We start from the raw sequence: 17,252 nt of genomic DNA on the forward strand, positions 1-17,252 counted from the left end.
CTTGACGGTACCTGAAAGAAACGATCTTGATTTAGTCGTAGATACGTTGAAACAGTTAACAGGTAAGTCCTTTGCCAAGAATGCGCTCATTCATTCTGATCAAGGATTTCAATATACAACTAAGACTTATGAAAAGCAATTAGAGGGATTAGGCGTTCAAGGAAGCCACTCTCGCCGTGGCAATTGCTATGATAATGCTTGTATAGAAAGCTTCTTTTCACATTTGAAAGTGGAGAAGTTATATTTAATACGTCCAAAAACAGTTGAACAAGCTCAATGGGCGATTCAGGAGTATATCAACTACTATAACAACGGACGTTTTCAAGAGAAATTTAAAGGCCTTTCCCCGATTGAATACCGAGAAAAGGCCGCAGCTTAAGATACTCTTTTTTCATTGTCTACTTGACAGGGTTATGTGCAATGCTCTAACCTGTATCTTCTCTGTTACGAAGCATGCAACGCTTCCTCTTCCCCTTGTTCTTCTTTCCGGCGCTGGCGAATGTTGTTTCGCGAAATGTTCGCTAAGATGGCGAGCGACATAAGCGTTACGAGTAACGACGAGCCACCATTGCTGACAAGAGGGAGCGGAATCCCGGTAATAGGCAATAATCCAGTGACAGCCCCGATGTTAAACACAACTTGGACGGCCAGCTGAAACACGATACCGAAAGCGAGCAAGCTACCAAAAGGACTTTTGCAGCGAGTGCCGATCACAACGCCTCGAAATAGAATCATAGCGTAGCAGAGGAAAACGAACGCCACACCGAAAAATCCTAGCTCCTCGGCGATAATGGCTAAAATAAAATCCGTATGGGCTTCAGGAAGGTACGCTAGCTTTTGAATGCTTTGGCCAAGCCCCGTTCCTGTTAATCCCCCATTAGCAATCGCTAGGTATGACTGGATGAGCTGATAGCCTGTCCCAGACTGATCGCTAAAAGGATTGACGAACGCGGTTAACCGAGCTAAACGGTACTGTTCTGACGTCGCATATTGGACAAAGAGCGTCACCCCTACCACACCTAAAGCAATCAAGTGGCGCCATTTCGCTCCTGAAAAAAAGACGATCAGCGCAGTCACAATTAAAATCGATGTAGCGGTACCTAAATCGGGCTGACGCATGATTAGGACGAATACAAGACCAACGACAACTAACGGGGGCATAACCCCTGTAATGAACTTGTTAATGTAGGCTTGTTTTTTAGAATAAACAGCCGCTAGATAAACAATGATCCCTAGTTTTACAAATTCGGACGGCTGCAACGTAAACGGACCAATGATGAGCCACCGTTGTGCTCCGTTTCCTTCAACCCCTTTATAGATGACAAGCACTAATAAAGCGAACGAGACGATGAGAATCGGAATCATGAGCTTTTTATAGAAGCGGTAAGGAAAATGCATTAAGAATAAAAACGCTACTGTCCCTATTCCTAACCACATCGATTGTCGTTTAAGAAAGTAATAAAAATCACCGTACTCTCTCAATGCGAGCGCATAGCTTGCACTGAAGATCATCACTAAGCCAAAGGCAGCAAGAAGAAACGTGGTGATAATTAACACCCAATCATTATCTTTTGTAAAAGAATATTTCATTGCCGCCTCCCATCTGCAAACACGTCCTTACTTGATGTTTATACTTGATGTTTGTTCTATTATAGCAAACGCTGTTTGGGAGAAAAAGAGACTTTGGCAATCCTTTCTACTTCTACCCTTGACTTTTTCCTTTTCGTTTTAAAATAGAGAATCGCTCGCCTAATACACGCCCTGCCAAGTTGGATCGGTACGATAGATAGAGGTAAACGGCCGCACCGACTGTTACTCCAACAAACGTCAGAATGAAATAATCCCCGCGCGACGTAGCGTTAATCACATAGGATAGCAAGTGGGTCAACATATAAACCGCCCCGCCCATAATCAAAGCAAAGACCGTAATAAGCAACGTCCGTTTCGCTACAAGCCGGAAATCAAACTGTCCATATTTAGCGATTGCCCATATGTTGATTCCAATCGCAACGACATTCCCTAAATATGAGGAAAAGATTACCCCATTTGGCCCGAACCAATGCAAAAACGGAACGTTCGTCACAAGCTTAATCAACAACCCGACTATAAGGGCAATTACAGCCATCCGTTGGCGGTTGATTCCTTGTAATAAGGCTGCTGAAACGGCAAATAGTGAAAAACAAAGGGTGATCGGTCCGTAATAGCGCATGACATTTCCGCCAAGCTCCAGATTTTCAAAGTAGAGCGCCCCGTAAATAGGGTAAGCAAGAACCGCCATCCCTACCGCAGCCGGAATTGCGATAAACAAAATAATTTGAAACGTTTGTGTCGTTTGCTGTTTGAGTTTTTTCATGTCTCCATCTGTAAACGAGCGAGTAATCGTTGGAATAAGCGTTACTGATAAAGCTGTAGCCAACGCCATAGGGATAAGTACCACTTTATGAACCGCTTGGGTTAATACCCCAATAAAGTCAGTCGATATCGACTCGAATTCTGTTCCAATCAACGCACCTTTAATCGTGTACGTATCAACAAATTGAAACAGAGGAATCGCCAAGCCGACAAATGACAAGGGCAATGCGTAAAGAATAAGCTCCTTATACATATCCTTCAACGTTAAATTGTGACGCACGGTGCTTTTCTCGACCTGCTCTAAGATGCCCTTACGCCGTTTAAACCAATAGTATGCGAGAACAGCAAGTCCTCCAATCGCACCGACAAAGGCCGCAAAGGTGGCAAAGCCAACAGCGGTTGCCATATCACCGTTCAGTACATTTAAGACCGTAAACGCGGCCCCGAGAATAAAAACAATCCGCACAATCTGTTCAACAACCTGAGAAACAGCAGTTGGCCCCATCGATTGATAGCCTTGAAAATAGCCACGGATGATCGACATCGCCGGAACGACGATTAAGGCAACACTCACCATCCGAATTGAAAGGATGACCTCTGCTTGTGTCAAATCTTCCTCCCCAGGATTCATGACATTCGCTAAGAACGGTGCGGCAAAAAACAAAGCGAGAAACGATAACGTACCTGTGATCGTCATTAAGACGACGCCCGATCTAAACAGGCGGTATCCCGTTTCATAATCGCCCAAGGACTGATATTTAGCAACAAACTTTGAGACAGCAAGAGGGACACCCATTGTCGATAAACTCAGCAAGATAACGTATTGACTATAACCGAATTGATAAAGGGCTAGCCCCGTCGTTCCTACCAATGCTGTAAATGGAATGACATAGATAAACCCTAAGATTTTCGAGATGAGCGTCGCGGCTGTTAACACCATCGTCCCGCGCACTAACTTGGAATTCCCCATTTCTGCCTCCTGTATCGATCAAAAACAAATTTTTCACTTCTTGCATTGTAGCACAACTCTTTTTCGAGGAAAAAAGAGAACCTTTTTTGCTGTAGTTCAACTATTCCATTAAGAAATCCCCTACCATAATGGCAAGGGAACAAACACGGTTTATCTTTTTAGAAAAAACTCTCGTCTTAACCGAGTCGGCTTGAGCCATTTGAATTGGACCAACCGTTTTATGTCTTGAGCCTTCGTGTAAGACAAACGGATATAGTACAAATTGATATACTCGACTAAGGAAAAAAGAGAATAAAATGTGACCGCAATGACATGAATGGTTGATAGCTTGTCATTTCCACTAATCAAATAAATGCCGTATGCTAAGAAAAGCAATCCGTTGACCAATCTGAATAGTTTAAAGATGGTCTGATTGAACGTATAATCCAACGGTCGTTTAGCGATTTTTTTCGAGTAATAATACCAAAAATAACATCCTTGCAACAAAATAAAAATGAGCAGCGCATACGGGAAAAACGTAACGACGCTTAATTCCATCTCCCAATAACGATAAAGCGCATAAAACGTAAGCGAAAACATCAGACTAGCTAGGAGATGTCCTCTTACTAATCCACGAATGGTGGCGTTTAGTTCTTTTTTCAAAAAATCCCCTTCTTATGACCAGCAAAATGTAAATATTTCACACCTTCAGCTTACCATAGCGATCTTTCATTGAAAATAAGCATTTTTCAGCAAATCTTGTTCTCTTTTTAAATGACGCTACCTGTGTATGAAAAGATAATAGTCGAGAAAACCGACAAGTGATATGATAATAGACGATTCTTGCTAAGTGAACGTCGTTCCCAATCAGGTCTATTGACCTTAGGTAAAAAGAATCAAATGGAACTATACATAGATCATAAAGGGTGAATCTCATGCATGAAGTGATTGTGATTGGTGGAGGGCCTGCTGGACTAATGGCTTCTGTTTCCGCAGCGGAGCACGGTGCTCGCGTGCTTCTTCTCGACAAAGGTGATAAACTCGGGCGAAAACTAGCCATCTCAGGAGGAGGTCGCTGTAACGTAACGAATCGGATGCCTCTCGATGAATTAATTGCTCACATCCCAGGCAATGGTCGGTTTATGTACAGCCCGTTTTCTGTATTTAACAATGAAGACATTATCCGTTTTTTTGAACGATTAGGAATTGCACTCAAGGAAGAGGACCGAGGACGAATGTTTCCGGTGAGTGACAAGGCGACCACCGTTGTACAAACATTGTTGAAACGAATCAACGACCTAGGCGTGACGGTTCGAACCAATACAGCGGTTGCTTCCCTTGAATATGACGATGGTCGAATCGCTATGGTTCAGCTTAAAAACGGTGAACGACTTAAAACGAAAACAGTGATTGTAGCGACTGGAGGTCAATCGGTTCCTCATACAGGAAGTACGGGAGATGCCTATCCGTGGGCAAAGGCTGCAGGACATACGATTACCGAGCTGTATCCGACAGAGGTTCCGATCACGTCTGCTGAACCTTTTATTCAAGAAAAGAAACTCCAAGGACTATCGTTACGAGACATTGAGCTCTCTGTTTATGCACCAAATGGAAAACAGATCAAGACCCATGACGGCGATATGATTTTCACCCATTTTGGTCTATCTGGTCCTGCGGCTCTAAGGTGCAGTCAATATGTCGTCAAAGCTTTAAAAAAATATAAACAGCCGACCATTGAAATGAGAATTGATTTACGTCCAACCATCCCAGCAGAAGCTCTTTTCCAAGAAACGATTCAAAACATAAAAGCCGAGCCAAAAAAAGCTTTAAAAACAGTATTAAGAGGAATCGCCCCGGAACGATTCCTCCAGTACGTATATGAGCGCCTTCGCATTGATTCTAATTTGCCTTGCGCAAGTGTGCGCCATGAGGTGATCCGTGAGATCGTGCAACAACTAAAAAGCTTTTCCTTTCACGTGAACGGCACTCTTTCCATCGAGAAAGCGTTCGTCACAGGTGGGGGTGTATCGGTCAAAGAAATTGAACCAAAAACGATGCACTCAAAGAAAAAAGCGGGGCTATTTTTTTGTGGAGAAGTTTTAGATATTCACGGATATACAGGCGGATACAATATTACGTGTGCCTTCTCAACCGGCTATACGGCTGGAAAAGGAGCCGCGGAGTATGTTCATCATAAGTCTTGAACTATGTGACGGTGTGAAACGCATCGAGCCGCTGATACGTAAAAAGAGATGGAGGTGATGGCTTTTGCTGCATTTTCAGAAGCTGTTCAACCATGTTCTCTGGATGACAAAAGGGAATCTACATTTGATTACTTTAGAGAATATTGAACGGAAAATGGTGGAGTATGGTTTTGACCGTGGCTTGACACAGAAGGTGATTTCCGCTTTTGAAAAAAGGCTCACCACGTACGGAGAAATCGATTTCCAACTTTGGTTCTCTCGTTTGCACTACTCTACCCCAGAGGAATTTCAACATGAGCAAGTAGCGATTTCCCTCTATAAAAACATATCAGCCTTGGTTCGATGCTGAAGTAAAGAAACTAGAGCAGGAAACGGATTTATCATGGGTGGAGCAGACAGAAGATCTTGTTGGATTACAGGATGAGGCGCGAAAGGCCCAATTGGTTTTACGATATCGCCTTTCAGAAATTCAATTAGACTTGACCTCATAAAAGCAAAAGCGCACGAATGCTGTTCAATCACAACATTCGTGCGTTTCGTTTAGTTAGCGACAATATTGACAAGCTTACCTGGAACAACGATTACTTTTCGTACGGTCTTTCCGTCGATCGATTCTTTCACCCGTTCGTTGGCAAGTGCCGCCTCTTCCATCTGCTCTTTCGTCGCATCTTTTGCCACAACAACTTTGGCTCGGACTTTTCCGTTATGCTGAACGACGATTTCCACCTCATCTTCCACTAGAAAGGCTTCGTCGTACGTTGGCCACGGTTCATAGGCGATTGTTCCCTCATGACCGAGCTTGCTCCAAAGCTCTTCGGCAAGATGTGGTGCAACAGGGGATAATAGCTTCACGAATCCTTCCGCCTGATCTTGCGGAAGCTCTTCTTGCTTGTATGCTTCATTCACATACACCATCAACTGAGAGATTCCTACATTAAACCGTAGCTCTTCAAAGTCTTCCGTCACCTTTTTCACCGTTTGATGATAGACGCGCTTAAGCTCTGGAGAGCCTTCTCCGTTTACAATTTTGCTGCTTTTGTCTTCCGTATTTTCGTCTACAAGCAAACGCCATACACGATCAAGGAAACGACGCGCTCCATCTAATCCAGTTGTCGACCATGCAATCGAAGCATCGAGCGGTCCCATGAACATTTCATATAAGCGAAGCGTATCGGCTCCGTGACTGTCTATAATATCATCAGGGTTGACGACATTTCCCTTCGATTTACTCATTTTTTCATTGTTTTCACCAAGGATCATTCCTTGGTTGTAAAGCTTTTGGAACGGCTCCTTCGTCGGTACGACCCCTAGATCGTACAACACTTTATGCCAGAACCGGGCATATAACAAGTGAAGCACTGCGTGTTCAGCACCACCGATATAAATATCGACAGGAAGCCATTTTTTCAGCTTTTCAGGGTCGGCGATCATCCGCTCATTATCAGGGTCGATGTAACGAAGGTAATACCAGCAGCTTCCAGCCCATTGCGGCATCGTGTTCGTTTCACGGCGACCTTTTTTCCCTGTGACCGGGTCCACCACTTCAAGCCAATCCGTTGCGTTCGCGAGTGGTGATTCACCTGTCCCAGAAGGTTTGATTTCCGACATTTTCGGAAGTTCTAGTGGTAGCTCATCTTCAGGAACAGTGGACATTGTTCCGTCTTCCCAATGAATCACTGGGATCGGCTCTCCCCAATAACGCTGCCGACTGAACAGCCAGTCACGTAAACGGTATGTGACTTTCTTCGTTCCTTTTTTCTCAGCTTCAAGCCACTGAATCATTTTCTCAATCGCCTCTTCTTTGCTGAGACCGTTCAAAAATTCAGAGTTCACATGAGGACCGTCCCCTGTATAAGCCTCCTGTTCTATGACGCCGCCTGATACTACTTCCTTGATAGGCAAATCAAATGTTTTTGCAAACTCATAGTCCCGTTCGTCGTGAGCCGGAACAGCCATAATTGCACCAGTCCCGTAGCTAACGAGAACGTAGTCAGCGATCCAAATTGGCACCTTCTCGCCATTCACCGGATTGATAGCGTACGCACCAGTAAAAACTCCGGTTTTTTCCTTTGCCAGCTCTGTCCGTTCCAAGTCGCTCTTTGTTGCGACTTCTTTCTTATACGATTCGACCGCTTGTTTTTGCTCGCTAGTTGTAATCGCATCCACGAGCTTATGCTCAGGTGCTAACACCATATAAGTGGCGCCAAACAACGTATCTGGACGAGTCGTAAAGACAGTAATCGTATCATCATGCCCGTCGACCGAAAACGTCACTTCTGCTCCTTCCGAACGACCGATCCAATTGCGCTGCATATCTTTAATGCTTTCTGGCCAATCGAGCTCTTCTAAATCCTCCAGTAAGCGATCAGCATACTCGGTGATTTTCAGCATCCATTGCTTCATCGGACGACGCTCAACTGGGTGTCCACCACGCTCACTCTTGCCATCAATGACCTCTTCATTCGCTAATACGGTTCCAAGGGCTGGGCACCAATTTACTGCCACTTCGTCGATGTACGCTAGTCCTTTGTTGTAAAGCTGAATGAAAATCCATTGAGTCCATTTATAGTAATCAGGATCTGTTGTATTCACTTCCCGATCCCAATCATACGAAAAACCGAGGGATTTTATTTGTCTGCGGAACGTATTAATGTTCTTTTCCGTAAACTCGGCTGGGCTGTTCCCCGTATCAATCGCATATTGCTCAGCTGGAAGGCCAAACGCATCCCACCCCATCGGATGAAGCACATTGTACCCTTGCATTCGTTTCATCCGCGATAAAATATCGGTTGCCGTGTAACCTTCCGGATGACCGACATGAAGTCCCGCGCCTGATGGGTATGGGAACATATCAAGGGCATAAAACTTTTCCCTCGTTTCATCTTCTTCCGTTTTAAACGTTTTGTTCTCTTCCCAATACTTTTGCCATTTCGATTCAATCTCTCGGTGTGAGTATGACATGATCGTTGCGACCTCCTTTTTCTTAACAAACCGATGTCAGTATGTTAGAAAAACTTGGCTTGTCGCCAAGTCTTATAGCGAAAGCCGTTGTTTTTCTTATACTTTAGTCCTTTTTCAAAAGTTAAACTTTCTTAAAAAAGTGTAAAAAACCTCCCATCCCAAAAAGGGACGAGAGGTTTGTATAACAAACGACCCGCGGTACCACCCTCGTTAACCTTGCTCCTTTAAAGGCTCACTCGTGTCCCTTAACGCGGGCAACGTCATTGGCTACTTCCTGTTCACCAATGCAACTTCAAGGCGAGTTCATGGCTGCTGCGATTGACTTCCACCAACCGTCAATTCTCTAGGCGCAAGCAGGGGCCCACTACTACTCCTCGTCACTGTTTTTTCATTCATGATATGCATTCGTCCCAAACCGTTCCATTAAAAAGACGACAATGAATAATGTAATTGTAAAAATACACTCACTATCTGTCAAGTTTTGATGTTGATCTTGACACCATTTTTGCCACCATTGCCTTACATCATTCCCTTATTGGCAAACATTTCTGATCGTTTCGTTAATAGAACGCGATCATAGAAGGCGGTCGTCACAAAGGCTAGGACAAACATGGAGCCAAGGACGTAAAACAACGTCTCCATTCCGTACGCATCAGCAAGGACGCCCCCAATAAATGGCCCAAACATCCGCCCACCTGTCGCCACACTATTGACAATACCTTGGTAGAATCCAGCTTTTCCTTCAGGGGCAAGCTGATGCGCGACCGTTGGGATCGCTGGCCAAACAAACATTTCTCCAATCGTTAATATGATCATGGCTATTAAAAACATGGAAAAAATCGTTGCTTGTGTTAGGACAAAATAAGCAATCATAAAAACGGCCAAGCCTACATATATCTGGACCTTTAACGTTGGAACCCAGCGTTTAACGATAAACGCGATGAACGGTTGACAAAGGACAATCATCGCCCCATTCACTGTCCATAGAACGCTATATTGCTTTAAGTGAATGCCTAGGTTTTGAGTGTGAACCGAGATCGTCGATTGCCATTGGACATAGGCGACCCAACAGATAAAAAAGCCGACACATAAAATAAGTAGGGCAATCAGCGGTCGCTTCGATCGGATCGCTTGATTTTGTTCAAATACATTTGTCGTTGCGCCACTCTTCTCTCGAGAAGAAGAAAATGACCGAAAAGTAGTCATAACAAATAGTAATAATCCGACGTAGACTAGGCCATTGGCAAGAAAGATCCAATCAAATGATATGGAGGCTACGATTCCAGCTAATGCTGTGCCGACCGCTACCCCGACATTTTGCGCCACATACATAGCATTAAATGATTTTCGTCCTCCCTGAGGCCATACCTTTCCCGCTAATGCGTACATGGCAGGAAACATCATTCCGGAACCAAAACCTAAGCCGACCATTAGTGTAGCATAATAAAAAAATGTATGATTGTAGGCCAGAATAAAGGCGCTGATGATCGTGATCCAAATGGACAGGATGATCGTACGATAGGCGCCTATACGATCGAACATCATCCCACCAATGAGGTTCCCTATGACACCAGCGCCAGCATTACACATTAAAACAAGTCCCGCAATTGCGAGCGATTGACCGAGCTCTCGACTCATATAGATCGTGTTGAGCGGCCATAAAAAGGATGCCGCTGTCACGTTAATGACCATTCCGATCACTAGTAGCCACAGTGGTTTCGGCATAGACTCGCTCCTTCTTTCTAGTGAATTATTTCGTCCCCCTAATTATATTAAAAAAGGAATTGGCGTTTTGCAACTAATTTTATGTAAAATATCGTAAGCTTTAAAAGTACACATTTATGATAGGATGGAAACATGTTTAAATGCCATTTTTCAGGAGGGGAATGCCATGATTGACTTGCGGAGTGATACCGTAACGAAGCCAACTGAGGCCATGAGACAAGCGATGGCTTCAGCAGAAGTAGGGGATGATGTATACCAAGAGGACCCAAGTGTTCGCGCATTAGAAGAACGAGCAGCGGAATTAACAGGAAAAAAAGCAGCGCTGTTCGTAACGAGTGGAACACAAGGAAATCAGGTGGCAGTTGCGACACACTGCGTCCCTGGCCAAGAAATCATTTTAGAAGCGGATGCCCATCTGTTCCTATATGAAGGTGGTGCAGCTTCCGCTTTTGCTGGTGTACAAACATACGCGATTAAAGGGACAAACGGAATGTTCTCTGCCGAGCAAGTAAGGAGAGCTATACGTCCAGAAGACGACCACGATCCTGAGACGGGTTTAATCTGTTTAGAAAACACGCATAATCGAGCGGGAGGAGCCGTTATTTCACCAGAACAGATGAAGGATGTCTACGACGTGGCAAAGGCGTACAATGTACCTGTTCATCTAGATGGAGCGCGCCTATTTCACGCGGCTGTTGCCCTAGGTCAGCCACTATCCTCCTTCACTCAGTACACGGACACCGTTTCAACTGTGCCTTTCGAAAGGGCTTGGGGCGCCAGTAGGCTCCATTCTTGCCGGTGATGCTTCATTTATTAAACGGGCAAGAAAATGGCGAAAACGCCTTGGTGGCGGGTGGCGACAAGCCGGTGTGTTAGCTGCACCTGCCCTTCTCGCCTTAAATACAATGGTCGAGCGTTTGGCGGAAGACCACGAGCATGCTAAAATACTCGCAGACGGTATTCACGGGTTGCATGGATTAACCGTCATTCACAAAGTTGAAACAAATATCATTCTCGTTGACGTAGAAAAAACAGGCCATACGAGTGATACATTTGTAGAGGCGTTAAAAGAGCGCGGCGTGCGAGCCGTTGCCTTTGATCCATACATTGTTCGGTTTGTCACCCATAAAGACGTATCTAAGGACGATGTCATGCAAACATTGACTGTTCTTTCCTCGCTTGTTTCATGAACAAGTGACGCAAAATGGAGCAGTGTCTTAGCTAAAGGTGAGCACCGCTTCCACAACCTTTGAACGCCCCCGCCTTTTTTTGGGTTCAAAAAGGAGGACGGCTAGGTCCAAGCAGCTCGCACCGTAGCGTCTATCTTTCTATACTGAGGACCGCTACCGATGAGATGCGACGGGCATTGCTCCACACGATTTTAATGAGCTTATAGTAGGAAGGTGAAACATCATGGAAAACAACGTGGAAAGCAACCTCCAGCCCGTCCCCATGCGGTATGGAGATAAACGATATTACTCTTGGAATCAGCATTTGCGTGAGCAATTTGGGGAGAAAGTATTTAAGGTACCCCTCGATGCGGGATTTGACTGTCCGAACCGGGATGGGAATGTAGCGAACGGGGGATGTACGTTTTGCAGTGAGCGCGGTTCGGGGGATTTCGCTGGAGATCGGAAAGATGATTTAGTGACACAATTTCATACGATCAAGGAGCGGATGCATAAAAAATGGACGAGCGGCAAGTACATTGGCTATTTTCAAGCGTATACAAATACGTATGCACCTGTAGAAACCTTGCGAGAATATTATGAAGTGATTTTAGAACAAGAAGGGGTGGTCGGTCTAGCGATTGCCACACGTCCAGACTGTTTACCTGATGACGTGGTGGAATACTTAGCCGAATTAAATAAGCGGACGTATTTATGGGTGGAGCTCGGGTTACAAACGGTCCATGAACGAACCGCCCTTCTCATTAACCGCGCCCATGATTATCAGTGTTATGTTGACGGTGTAAACAAGCTAAGAAAGCACGGCATTCGTGTCTGTTCTCACATCATTAATGGACTCCCTCTTGAAAATCATCAAATGATGATGGAAACGGCCAAAGAAGTTGCCAAATTGGATGTACAAGGAATTAAAATCCACTCACTTCACTTGCTTAAACGAACGCCAATGGTGAAACAATATGAAAAAGGGCTTGTCGAATTCATGAGTTTGGAAGAATATGTGAACCTCGTGGTCGATCAATTAGAAGTGTTACCACCGCACATGATTATCCATCGCTTGATGGGAGATGGACCGGGTGACTTAATGATTGGTCCGATGTGGAGCATGAAAAAATGGGAAGTTTTGAACGCGATTGAAGCAGAGTTAGAGCGCCGCGACAGCTGGCAAGGGAAGCATTACCGAGCGCAGGTGGAGGTCCAATGAACCTTCTTGGCGTCCTCCCTTTTGCCCGGTTTTTATTACAAAACGTCCTCACCCCTGGTTCTATCGCTGTAGATGGGACAACCGGAAACGGACATGATACAGTGTTTCTCGCCAAGCTAGTCGGGGAAACTGGTCATGTGTATGGCTTTGACGTCCAAGATCAAGCGATACACCAAACAAATAAGCGGGTGAAAGAATTAGGATTTCCTGAGCGAGTCACTCTGTTTCATGCCAGTCATGAACAAGTGGCTACCCTTATCCCGCCAGACCAACACCCAAACATAAAAGCCGCCATTTTTAATCTTGGGTATTTGCCAGGAAGCGACAAGACGATTGTCACAAAACCTGAATCAACCATCACCGCAATCAAAAAACTTCTTTCCATCATGCCTTCTGGTGCGCTCATTGTGCTTGTCATTTACCACGGTCACGAGGAAGGAAAAATAGAAAAAACAGCGCTCGAATCGTTTGTTACAGACCTGGATCAAACAACGGTCCATGTTCTGCGCTATGAATTTATCAACCAAGTGAATGATCCACCTTTTATCATTGCGATCGAAAAAAGATGACCTTCATGAGGTAGGTCATCTTTCTTCGCATAGTATTGCTTTTTGATAAATTACAAATCATCACCGGGGGGCGATTTTAGTGTCATTGTTAGGCTCGATCTTGACTTATAATCAATCATTTGTGGAAAAGAAAGCGTACGAACCTTTTCAAACATCAAAATTCCCTGACCAAAAGATGGTTGTGCTCACGTGTATGGATACACGCCTTTCCCAGCTTCTCCCACACGCAATGAACATTAAAAACGGAGATGCGAAAATTATTAAAAATGCAGGAGCTGTGATTACCCATCCATACGGCAGTATTATGCGGAGCATCATTGTTGCCTTATATGAGCTTAAAGCAAAAGAAGTTTACATTGTCGGGCACCACGGCTGTGGGATGGCAGGGCTACAGGCAGAGTCTGTTTTAGAAAAGGCAAAAAAATACGGTGTATCTGAAGAAGCGTTAGAACGCTTGCTAGCCCAAGGTGTAGATGTGAATCAGTTTTTATCCGGTTTCGATAAGGTCGAAGATAGTGTAAAACATAGTGCAAATGTCGTTCGCACCCATCCGCTTATTCCGCATGACGTGCCTGTACATGCCCTCGTCATTTGTCCTAAGACGGGGAAGCTTGATGTTGTGGAAAACGGCTATGACATCGTTCAAGCAGCAAAACCGAGCCAACAATAAGAGCACAGCCACATGGCCGCGCCCTTTTACATCGAATCCATCGCTGGTTGCTCACCAGATTTTCTGCGGAACATCCAGCTATTTAAGTAAAAAAGAAACGTAGGCAAACCGCCCATTTTTATCATTCGCTTCGATTGCCTTTTGTATTTCGGGTGTTTTTGTACTTTATCGTCTGATAAATAAATGGCGATCAACCCTCGATGAATCATCCGATGAAACTTCGGATCTGGTAGTTCGGCCATCGTTTCTTCCGCTCGTGCTAAAAAATAGCGAAACCGCTCAATCATCTCCTCCTCATTTTGATAATGGAAAAGAAAGTTGAGCTCGTCATCGGCAATATCCTCCTCTTGATCAATGAAGTAGTCGAGCAAAAGATGAACGCCTTGAACATAAGGAAAATAACCGTCCATTAATTGTCGCGCTTGTCGATCAGTAAACCCTTGTTTCCCCCCGTATACCGTTAACGTATAAATCCCAAGAGTCGAGCCTGTACAGCAGGCAAACTCATACCAGCTCATGGCTGGTACCTCGTCACGGTGACGTTCAAACCACGCTTCTAACATGGGCACACGATCTTCTTTTTTCACGTGCTTGTAAGTTTGGAAATCACAATAGTATTGGCATAGCTTTAACATGTATGGCTGTACGATAGAAAATGAGGGCAGTTTTTGTAGGGCGCTGCGACAGATGTGAATCATGTCATGTAAGTAACCACCATCGTCCTGCGTCTCACGAAAGCGATAATAATTTTCCAATGGAGCTTCATCATTAATAGCAGCAAGCAACGCATTGTGTAACGTGCGAAAGTCGTTAGGATCGAGAGAATCACTCTGATCACAAAGATTATCCAAATAATCACACATTTGCTGATAATGAATTAAAAACGTTAAAAACTCATCAAAACAAGTCCGTTCAATTAAACCGAATACCCCTCCACCTTCACAATGGAACGCCTTTCTTGTTAAAGCGTCAAGGGCGTGAAAGCGCAGCGTTTTATCTGGTATCGTCGCTGCTCTTTCCTTCAACTTCTCCAGCTTGTGATGTACCGCTGGTAAAACCTCTTGATATACCGCCTTTAATAACGGCAGCGGCCACGTTGGTGCACTCACTTTACCGTCCTCCTTCAACAAAGCACTGGAAATCTTTTTATGTACATGGCAACGCCATTGGATTGTCCTATACATTCCTTCCAACATTAAACACAATAGCATAAAGCGCGATCCACCTCAATGAACACTCTTTGACATCTTAAGAAAAGCCGGTAGCTTGTGAAAAAGGCGATACTCATTCAAGAGCATCGCCTCCTGTAATCCACTTATGATAATTGCTGTTCGATAAAAAAACAGGTGTATTGAAACACAGCCTCCCGCTCAGGCTCATTAAAAATTTCATGATAGAGTCCATTCCACTCTTTATAGGCCTTTTCCGTTACTTGAACCGAATTAAACCATTCCCACGCCGCTTTTCTATCCGTGATATAATCTTCTCCCGCCTGCATAACAAGCAATGGTACGTTCGGGAACTTTTCAGGATAACGACGGGTATCTCGCATCGCCTTCGATAACTCATAATACCATTTCGTGGACACTTTTGTTACTCTAAGCTCATCCTTCAAGTAGGCTTCACGAATCTCTTCATTTCGAGTAACTAAATCGGAACGAATGCCTGAATGATGCGAGAAAGTAGGCGTTACTCGGTGCAACATTTTCGAAGCCAATTCTTTTCCTTTCCCAGGTGACTGATATAAATCAAAGCATGGTGATGAAAGAATGACAGCACGCACTGGCAATGTGCCTCCTTCAATCATCGTGCGAACGGCTACAAGTCCGCCCATGCTGTGGCCAAACAAGAAGATTGGCACGTGCTCCAACTTAGCTGCTTCCACCCATTCCAAGACAACATCAATGTACTGTTGGAACGACTGAATGTGACCGCGCTTCCCTCTTGTCCTTCCCTGGCCAGGCAAATCACCCATCACTACAGATAATCCGATGCTATTAAACTTTTTTGCGAGCCATTGATAACGCCCATGGTGTTCTCCCGCCCCATGAATGACGACGACCACCCCACGCGGCTCAGCAACTTCCCATTTCCACATGGATGACAACCTCCCTTATGTACCAGGCGTCGTTAAGAGCCTTCCACATACTGTCGTTAAACATAGTATAATCATTTTTAGGGAAAACGAAAAGGAGTTGACTCGATCATGTTGTATCCATACAAAGACAAAAAACCTAAGATCGCAGAAAGTGTATTCCTTGCTGATTATGTCACCATCACGGGAGACGTCACCATTGGGGCAGATTCAAGCATTTGGTATAATACGGTTATTCGCGGAGACGTATCACCAACCTTTATTGGAGAACGCGTGAACATACAAGACAATTCCGTTCTTCACCAAAGCCCTCGCACCCCTTTAGTGATTGAAGACGACGTTACTGTTGGACACCAAGTGATCCTACATAGTTGCACGATTCGCAAAGAAGCCTTGATCGGCATGGGCTCGATCATTTTAGATGGAGCCGAAGTCGGCGAAGGGGCGTTTATCGGCGCAGGAAGCTTAGTCCCTCAAGGCAAGAAAATCCCAGCAAATTCGCTTGCTTTCGGACGACCTGCTAAAGTTGTTCGTACGTTAACGGAAGAAGACCGAAAAGACATGGCTCGAATTCGAAGAGAGTACGTAGAAAAAGGACAATATTATAAACAAGTGCAGCAAGAGTATCGCTCATAATTTTTGTGTAAGGTGCTGTCCCTTGTTCTTTTAGGCAGCACCTTACACAAACTCATGATTAGCATCTGTTCGCGGTAGCCAGACGGTTAGCCCTAGATTGTTCGCTTGGCATCACGATTGTTCTTCATGAACTTGAACGTAAATCGTTCCGAAATAGCGGTCCCCGAAATAAGCGTCTAATTTCCACTAACCACTTTCAGGCAATGAAAGGTTAGAAGGGATATGGGCATCTGCCCCATTGTGTGCTCCTCCTATACCATCATTCTCTCATACAATGATTTTTCGTCAGCTTGATTGCTTTCATGGGTACCAATCACCTTGAAACCACCTGTCAATTCATCAGGTTCTCCCCAAAAGTGCCAGATGTAATTATTCTCTTTATTTGGGTAAAATCTCGTCGCTTCATCATCGTCAAAAATAAAATAAATTTTTCCTGATTCATCACCACTTTTAGTGATTTAAACAAAAAAGAAGAAAACACTCACAGATTCCTGGCAATAATGTTAGTGCTAACCAAACAAACCAGGAGGGTCTGAAAGTGTTTTCCGTATCACTAGAATTGCCGGAATTTAAAGTTGTTAAACAAGTATTTCATGAAGAGTTTTTCCAACTCAATGTTGTAAAAAAATCAACGGAAGAGCGTTGCCCGTATTGTGGGTTTCTTACTAATCATGTCCACGACAGACGTACACGTAAAGTA

14 protein-coding genes, 1 pseudogene and 1 other annotated feature are annotated in these 17,252 nt (G+C 44.4%); of the genes and pseudogenes, 8 read left to right on the forward strand and 7 right to left on the reverse strand.

Annotated features, from left to right (window positions below):
• On the forward strand, positions 1–379 hold a 379-nt coding region (locus tag E2L07_RS21225; RefSeq protein WP_243854873.1), incomplete at its 5' end, for an IS3 family transposase.
• A gap of 65 nt (positions 380–444) precedes the next feature.
• Here the strand turns inward: E2L07_RS21225 and ftsW are convergent.
• From ftsW to E2L07_RS10490, 3 genes are all read right to left on the reverse strand, one after another.
• Entirely contained in the window at positions 445–1,590 is a 1,146-nt protein-coding gene (ftsW, locus tag E2L07_RS10480) for a putative lipid II flippase FtsW (protein ID WP_134229539.1), read from the reverse strand.
• A gap of 112 nt (positions 1,591–1,702) precedes the next feature.
• Positions 1,703–3,322 carry a putative polysaccharide biosynthesis protein gene (locus E2L07_RS10485; RefSeq protein ID WP_134229540.1) on the reverse strand — a complete coding sequence of 540 codons (1,620 nt, stop codon included), beginning with the start codon at positions 3,320–3,322 and terminating at the stop codon, positions 1,703–1,705.
• A 150-nt stretch (positions 3,323–3,472) separates the two neighbouring features.
• Entirely contained in the window at positions 3,473–3,964 is a 492-nt protein-coding gene (locus tag E2L07_RS10490; protein ID WP_134229541.1) for a hypothetical protein, read from the reverse strand.
• 272 nt (positions 3,965–4,236) lie between these two features.
• On the opposite strand from E2L07_RS10490, the gene E2L07_RS10495 reads away from it, so the two are divergent.
• Together E2L07_RS10495 and E2L07_RS10500 are read left to right on the forward strand one after the other, a co-directional pair.
• Positions 4,237–5,505, forward strand: coding sequence for a BaiN/RdsA family NAD(P)/FAD-dependent oxidoreductase (locus tag E2L07_RS10495; RefSeq protein WP_053430470.1), 1,269 nt, complete (start codon positions 4,237–4,239; stop codon positions 5,503–5,505).
• 64 nt (positions 5,506–5,569) lie between these two features.
• Positions 5,570–5,854, forward strand: coding sequence for a hypothetical protein (locus E2L07_RS10500; protein WP_243854942.1), 285 nt, complete (start codon positions 5,570–5,572; stop codon positions 5,852–5,854).
• Between the two features lie 191 nt (positions 5,855–6,045).
• Here the strand turns inward: E2L07_RS10500 and leuS are convergent, their stop codons facing one another.
• Both leuS and E2L07_RS10510 read right to left on the reverse strand, forming a co-directional pair.
• Positions 6,046–8,466, reverse strand: a complete 2,421-nt coding sequence (leuS, locus tag E2L07_RS10505; protein ID WP_053430468.1) for a leucine--tRNA ligase — start codon at positions 8,464–8,466, stop codon at positions 6,046–6,048.
• Positions 8,467–8,627: 161 nt separating this feature from the next.
• Positions 8,628–8,856: a binding site (T-box leader), on the reverse strand.
• 129 nt (positions 8,857–8,985) lie between these two features.
• Complete coding sequence (locus E2L07_RS10510) at positions 8,986–10,191, reverse strand: MDR family MFS transporter (protein ID WP_134229542.1); 1,206 nt, start codon at positions 10,189–10,191, stop codon at positions 8,986–8,988.
• A 166-nt stretch (positions 10,192–10,357) separates the two neighbouring features.
• Between E2L07_RS10510 and ltaE the strand changes: the two are divergent.
• The 4 genes and pseudogenes from ltaE (at position 10,358) to E2L07_RS10530 (ending at position 13,821) form a co-directional block, all read left to right on the forward strand.
• Positions 10,358–11,381: pseudogene (ltaE, locus tag E2L07_RS10515) on the forward strand (low-specificity L-threonine aldolase).
• A gap of 223 nt (positions 11,382–11,604) precedes the next feature.
• Complete coding sequence (gene mnmL / locus E2L07_RS10520; protein ID WP_134229543.1) at positions 11,605–12,582, forward strand: tRNA modification radical SAM protein MnmL/YtqA; 978 nt, start codon at positions 11,605–11,607, stop codon at positions 12,580–12,582.
• Positions 12,579–13,151 (forward strand): tRNA 5-(aminomethyl)-2-thiouridylate-methyltransferase MnmM, encoded by a 573-nt coding sequence (gene mnmM / locus E2L07_RS10525; RefSeq protein ID WP_053430465.1) that lies wholly within the window; start codon positions 12,579–12,581, stop codon positions 13,149–13,151. The genes mnmL and mnmM overlap by 4 nt, the downstream gene beginning before the upstream one ends.
• A gap of 79 nt (positions 13,152–13,230) precedes the next feature.
• On the forward strand, positions 13,231–13,821 hold the full coding sequence (locus tag E2L07_RS10530; protein ID WP_053430464.1) for a beta-class carbonic anhydrase: 591 nt from the start codon (positions 13,231–13,233) through the stop codon (positions 13,819–13,821).
• A 26-nt stretch (positions 13,822–13,847) separates the two neighbouring features.
• On the opposite strand, the gene E2L07_RS10535 is transcribed toward E2L07_RS10530, so the two are convergent.
• Both E2L07_RS10535 and E2L07_RS10540 read right to left on the reverse strand, forming a co-directional pair.
• Entirely contained in the window at positions 13,848–14,930 is a 1,083-nt protein-coding gene (locus E2L07_RS10535) for a tetraprenyl-beta-curcumene synthase family protein (RefSeq protein ID WP_134229544.1), read from the reverse strand.
• Between the two features lie 206 nt (positions 14,931–15,136).
• Positions 15,137–15,919 carry an alpha/beta hydrolase gene (locus E2L07_RS10540; RefSeq protein WP_010899429.1) on the reverse strand — a complete coding sequence of 261 codons (783 nt, stop codon included), beginning with the start codon at positions 15,917–15,919 and terminating at the stop codon, positions 15,137–15,139.
• 108 nt (positions 15,920–16,027) lie between these two features.
• Between E2L07_RS10540 and E2L07_RS10545 the strand changes: the two genes are divergently transcribed.
• Positions 16,028–16,552 carry a gamma carbonic anhydrase gene (locus E2L07_RS10545; protein WP_053430463.1) on the forward strand — a complete coding sequence of 175 codons (525 nt, stop codon included), beginning with the start codon at positions 16,028–16,030 and terminating at the stop codon, positions 16,550–16,552.
• Positions 16,553–17,252 lie beyond the last annotated feature (700 nt).

The organism is Halalkalibacterium halodurans (assembly GCF_004376175.1).
Classification (GTDB): domain Bacteria; phylum Bacillota; class Bacilli; order Bacillales; family Bacillaceae_D; genus Halalkalibacterium; species Halalkalibacterium halodurans.

What these genes read in the sequence shown, in the direction of transcription:
- ftsW (WP_134229539.1), bottom strand. Translation starts at nt 1,590, where the DNA reads ATGAAATATTCTTTTACAAAAGATAATGATTGGGTGTTAATTATCACC.
- E2L07_RS10485 (WP_134229540.1), bottom strand. Translation starts at nt 3,322, where the DNA reads ATGGGGAATTCCAAGTTAGTGCGCGGGACGATGGTGTTAACAGCCGCG.
- E2L07_RS10495 (WP_053430470.1), top strand. Translation starts at nt 4,237, where the DNA reads ATGCATGAAGTGATTGTGATTGGTGGAGGGCCTGCTGGACTAATGGCT.
- leuS (WP_053430468.1), bottom strand. Translation starts at nt 8,466, where the DNA reads ATGTCATACTCACACCGAGAGATTGAATCGAAATGGCAAAAGTATTGG.
- E2L07_RS10510 (WP_134229542.1), bottom strand. Translation starts at nt 10,191, where the DNA reads ATGCCGAAACCACTGTGGCTACTAGTGATCGGAATGGTCATTAACGTG.
- mnmL (WP_134229543.1), top strand. Translation starts at nt 11,605, where the DNA reads ATGGAAAACAACGTGGAAAGCAACCTCCAGCCCGTCCCCATGCGGTAT.
- mnmM (WP_053430465.1), top strand. Translation starts at nt 12,579, where the DNA reads ATGAACCTTCTTGGCGTCCTCCCTTTTGCCCGGTTTTTATTACAAAAC.
- E2L07_RS10540 (WP_010899429.1), bottom strand. Translation starts at nt 15,919, where the DNA reads ATGTGGAAATGGGAAGTTGCTGAGCCGCGTGGGGTGGTCGTCGTCATT.
- E2L07_RS10545 (WP_053430463.1), top strand. Translation starts at nt 16,028, where the DNA reads ATGTTGTATCCATACAAAGACAAAAAACCTAAGATCGCAGAAAGTGTA.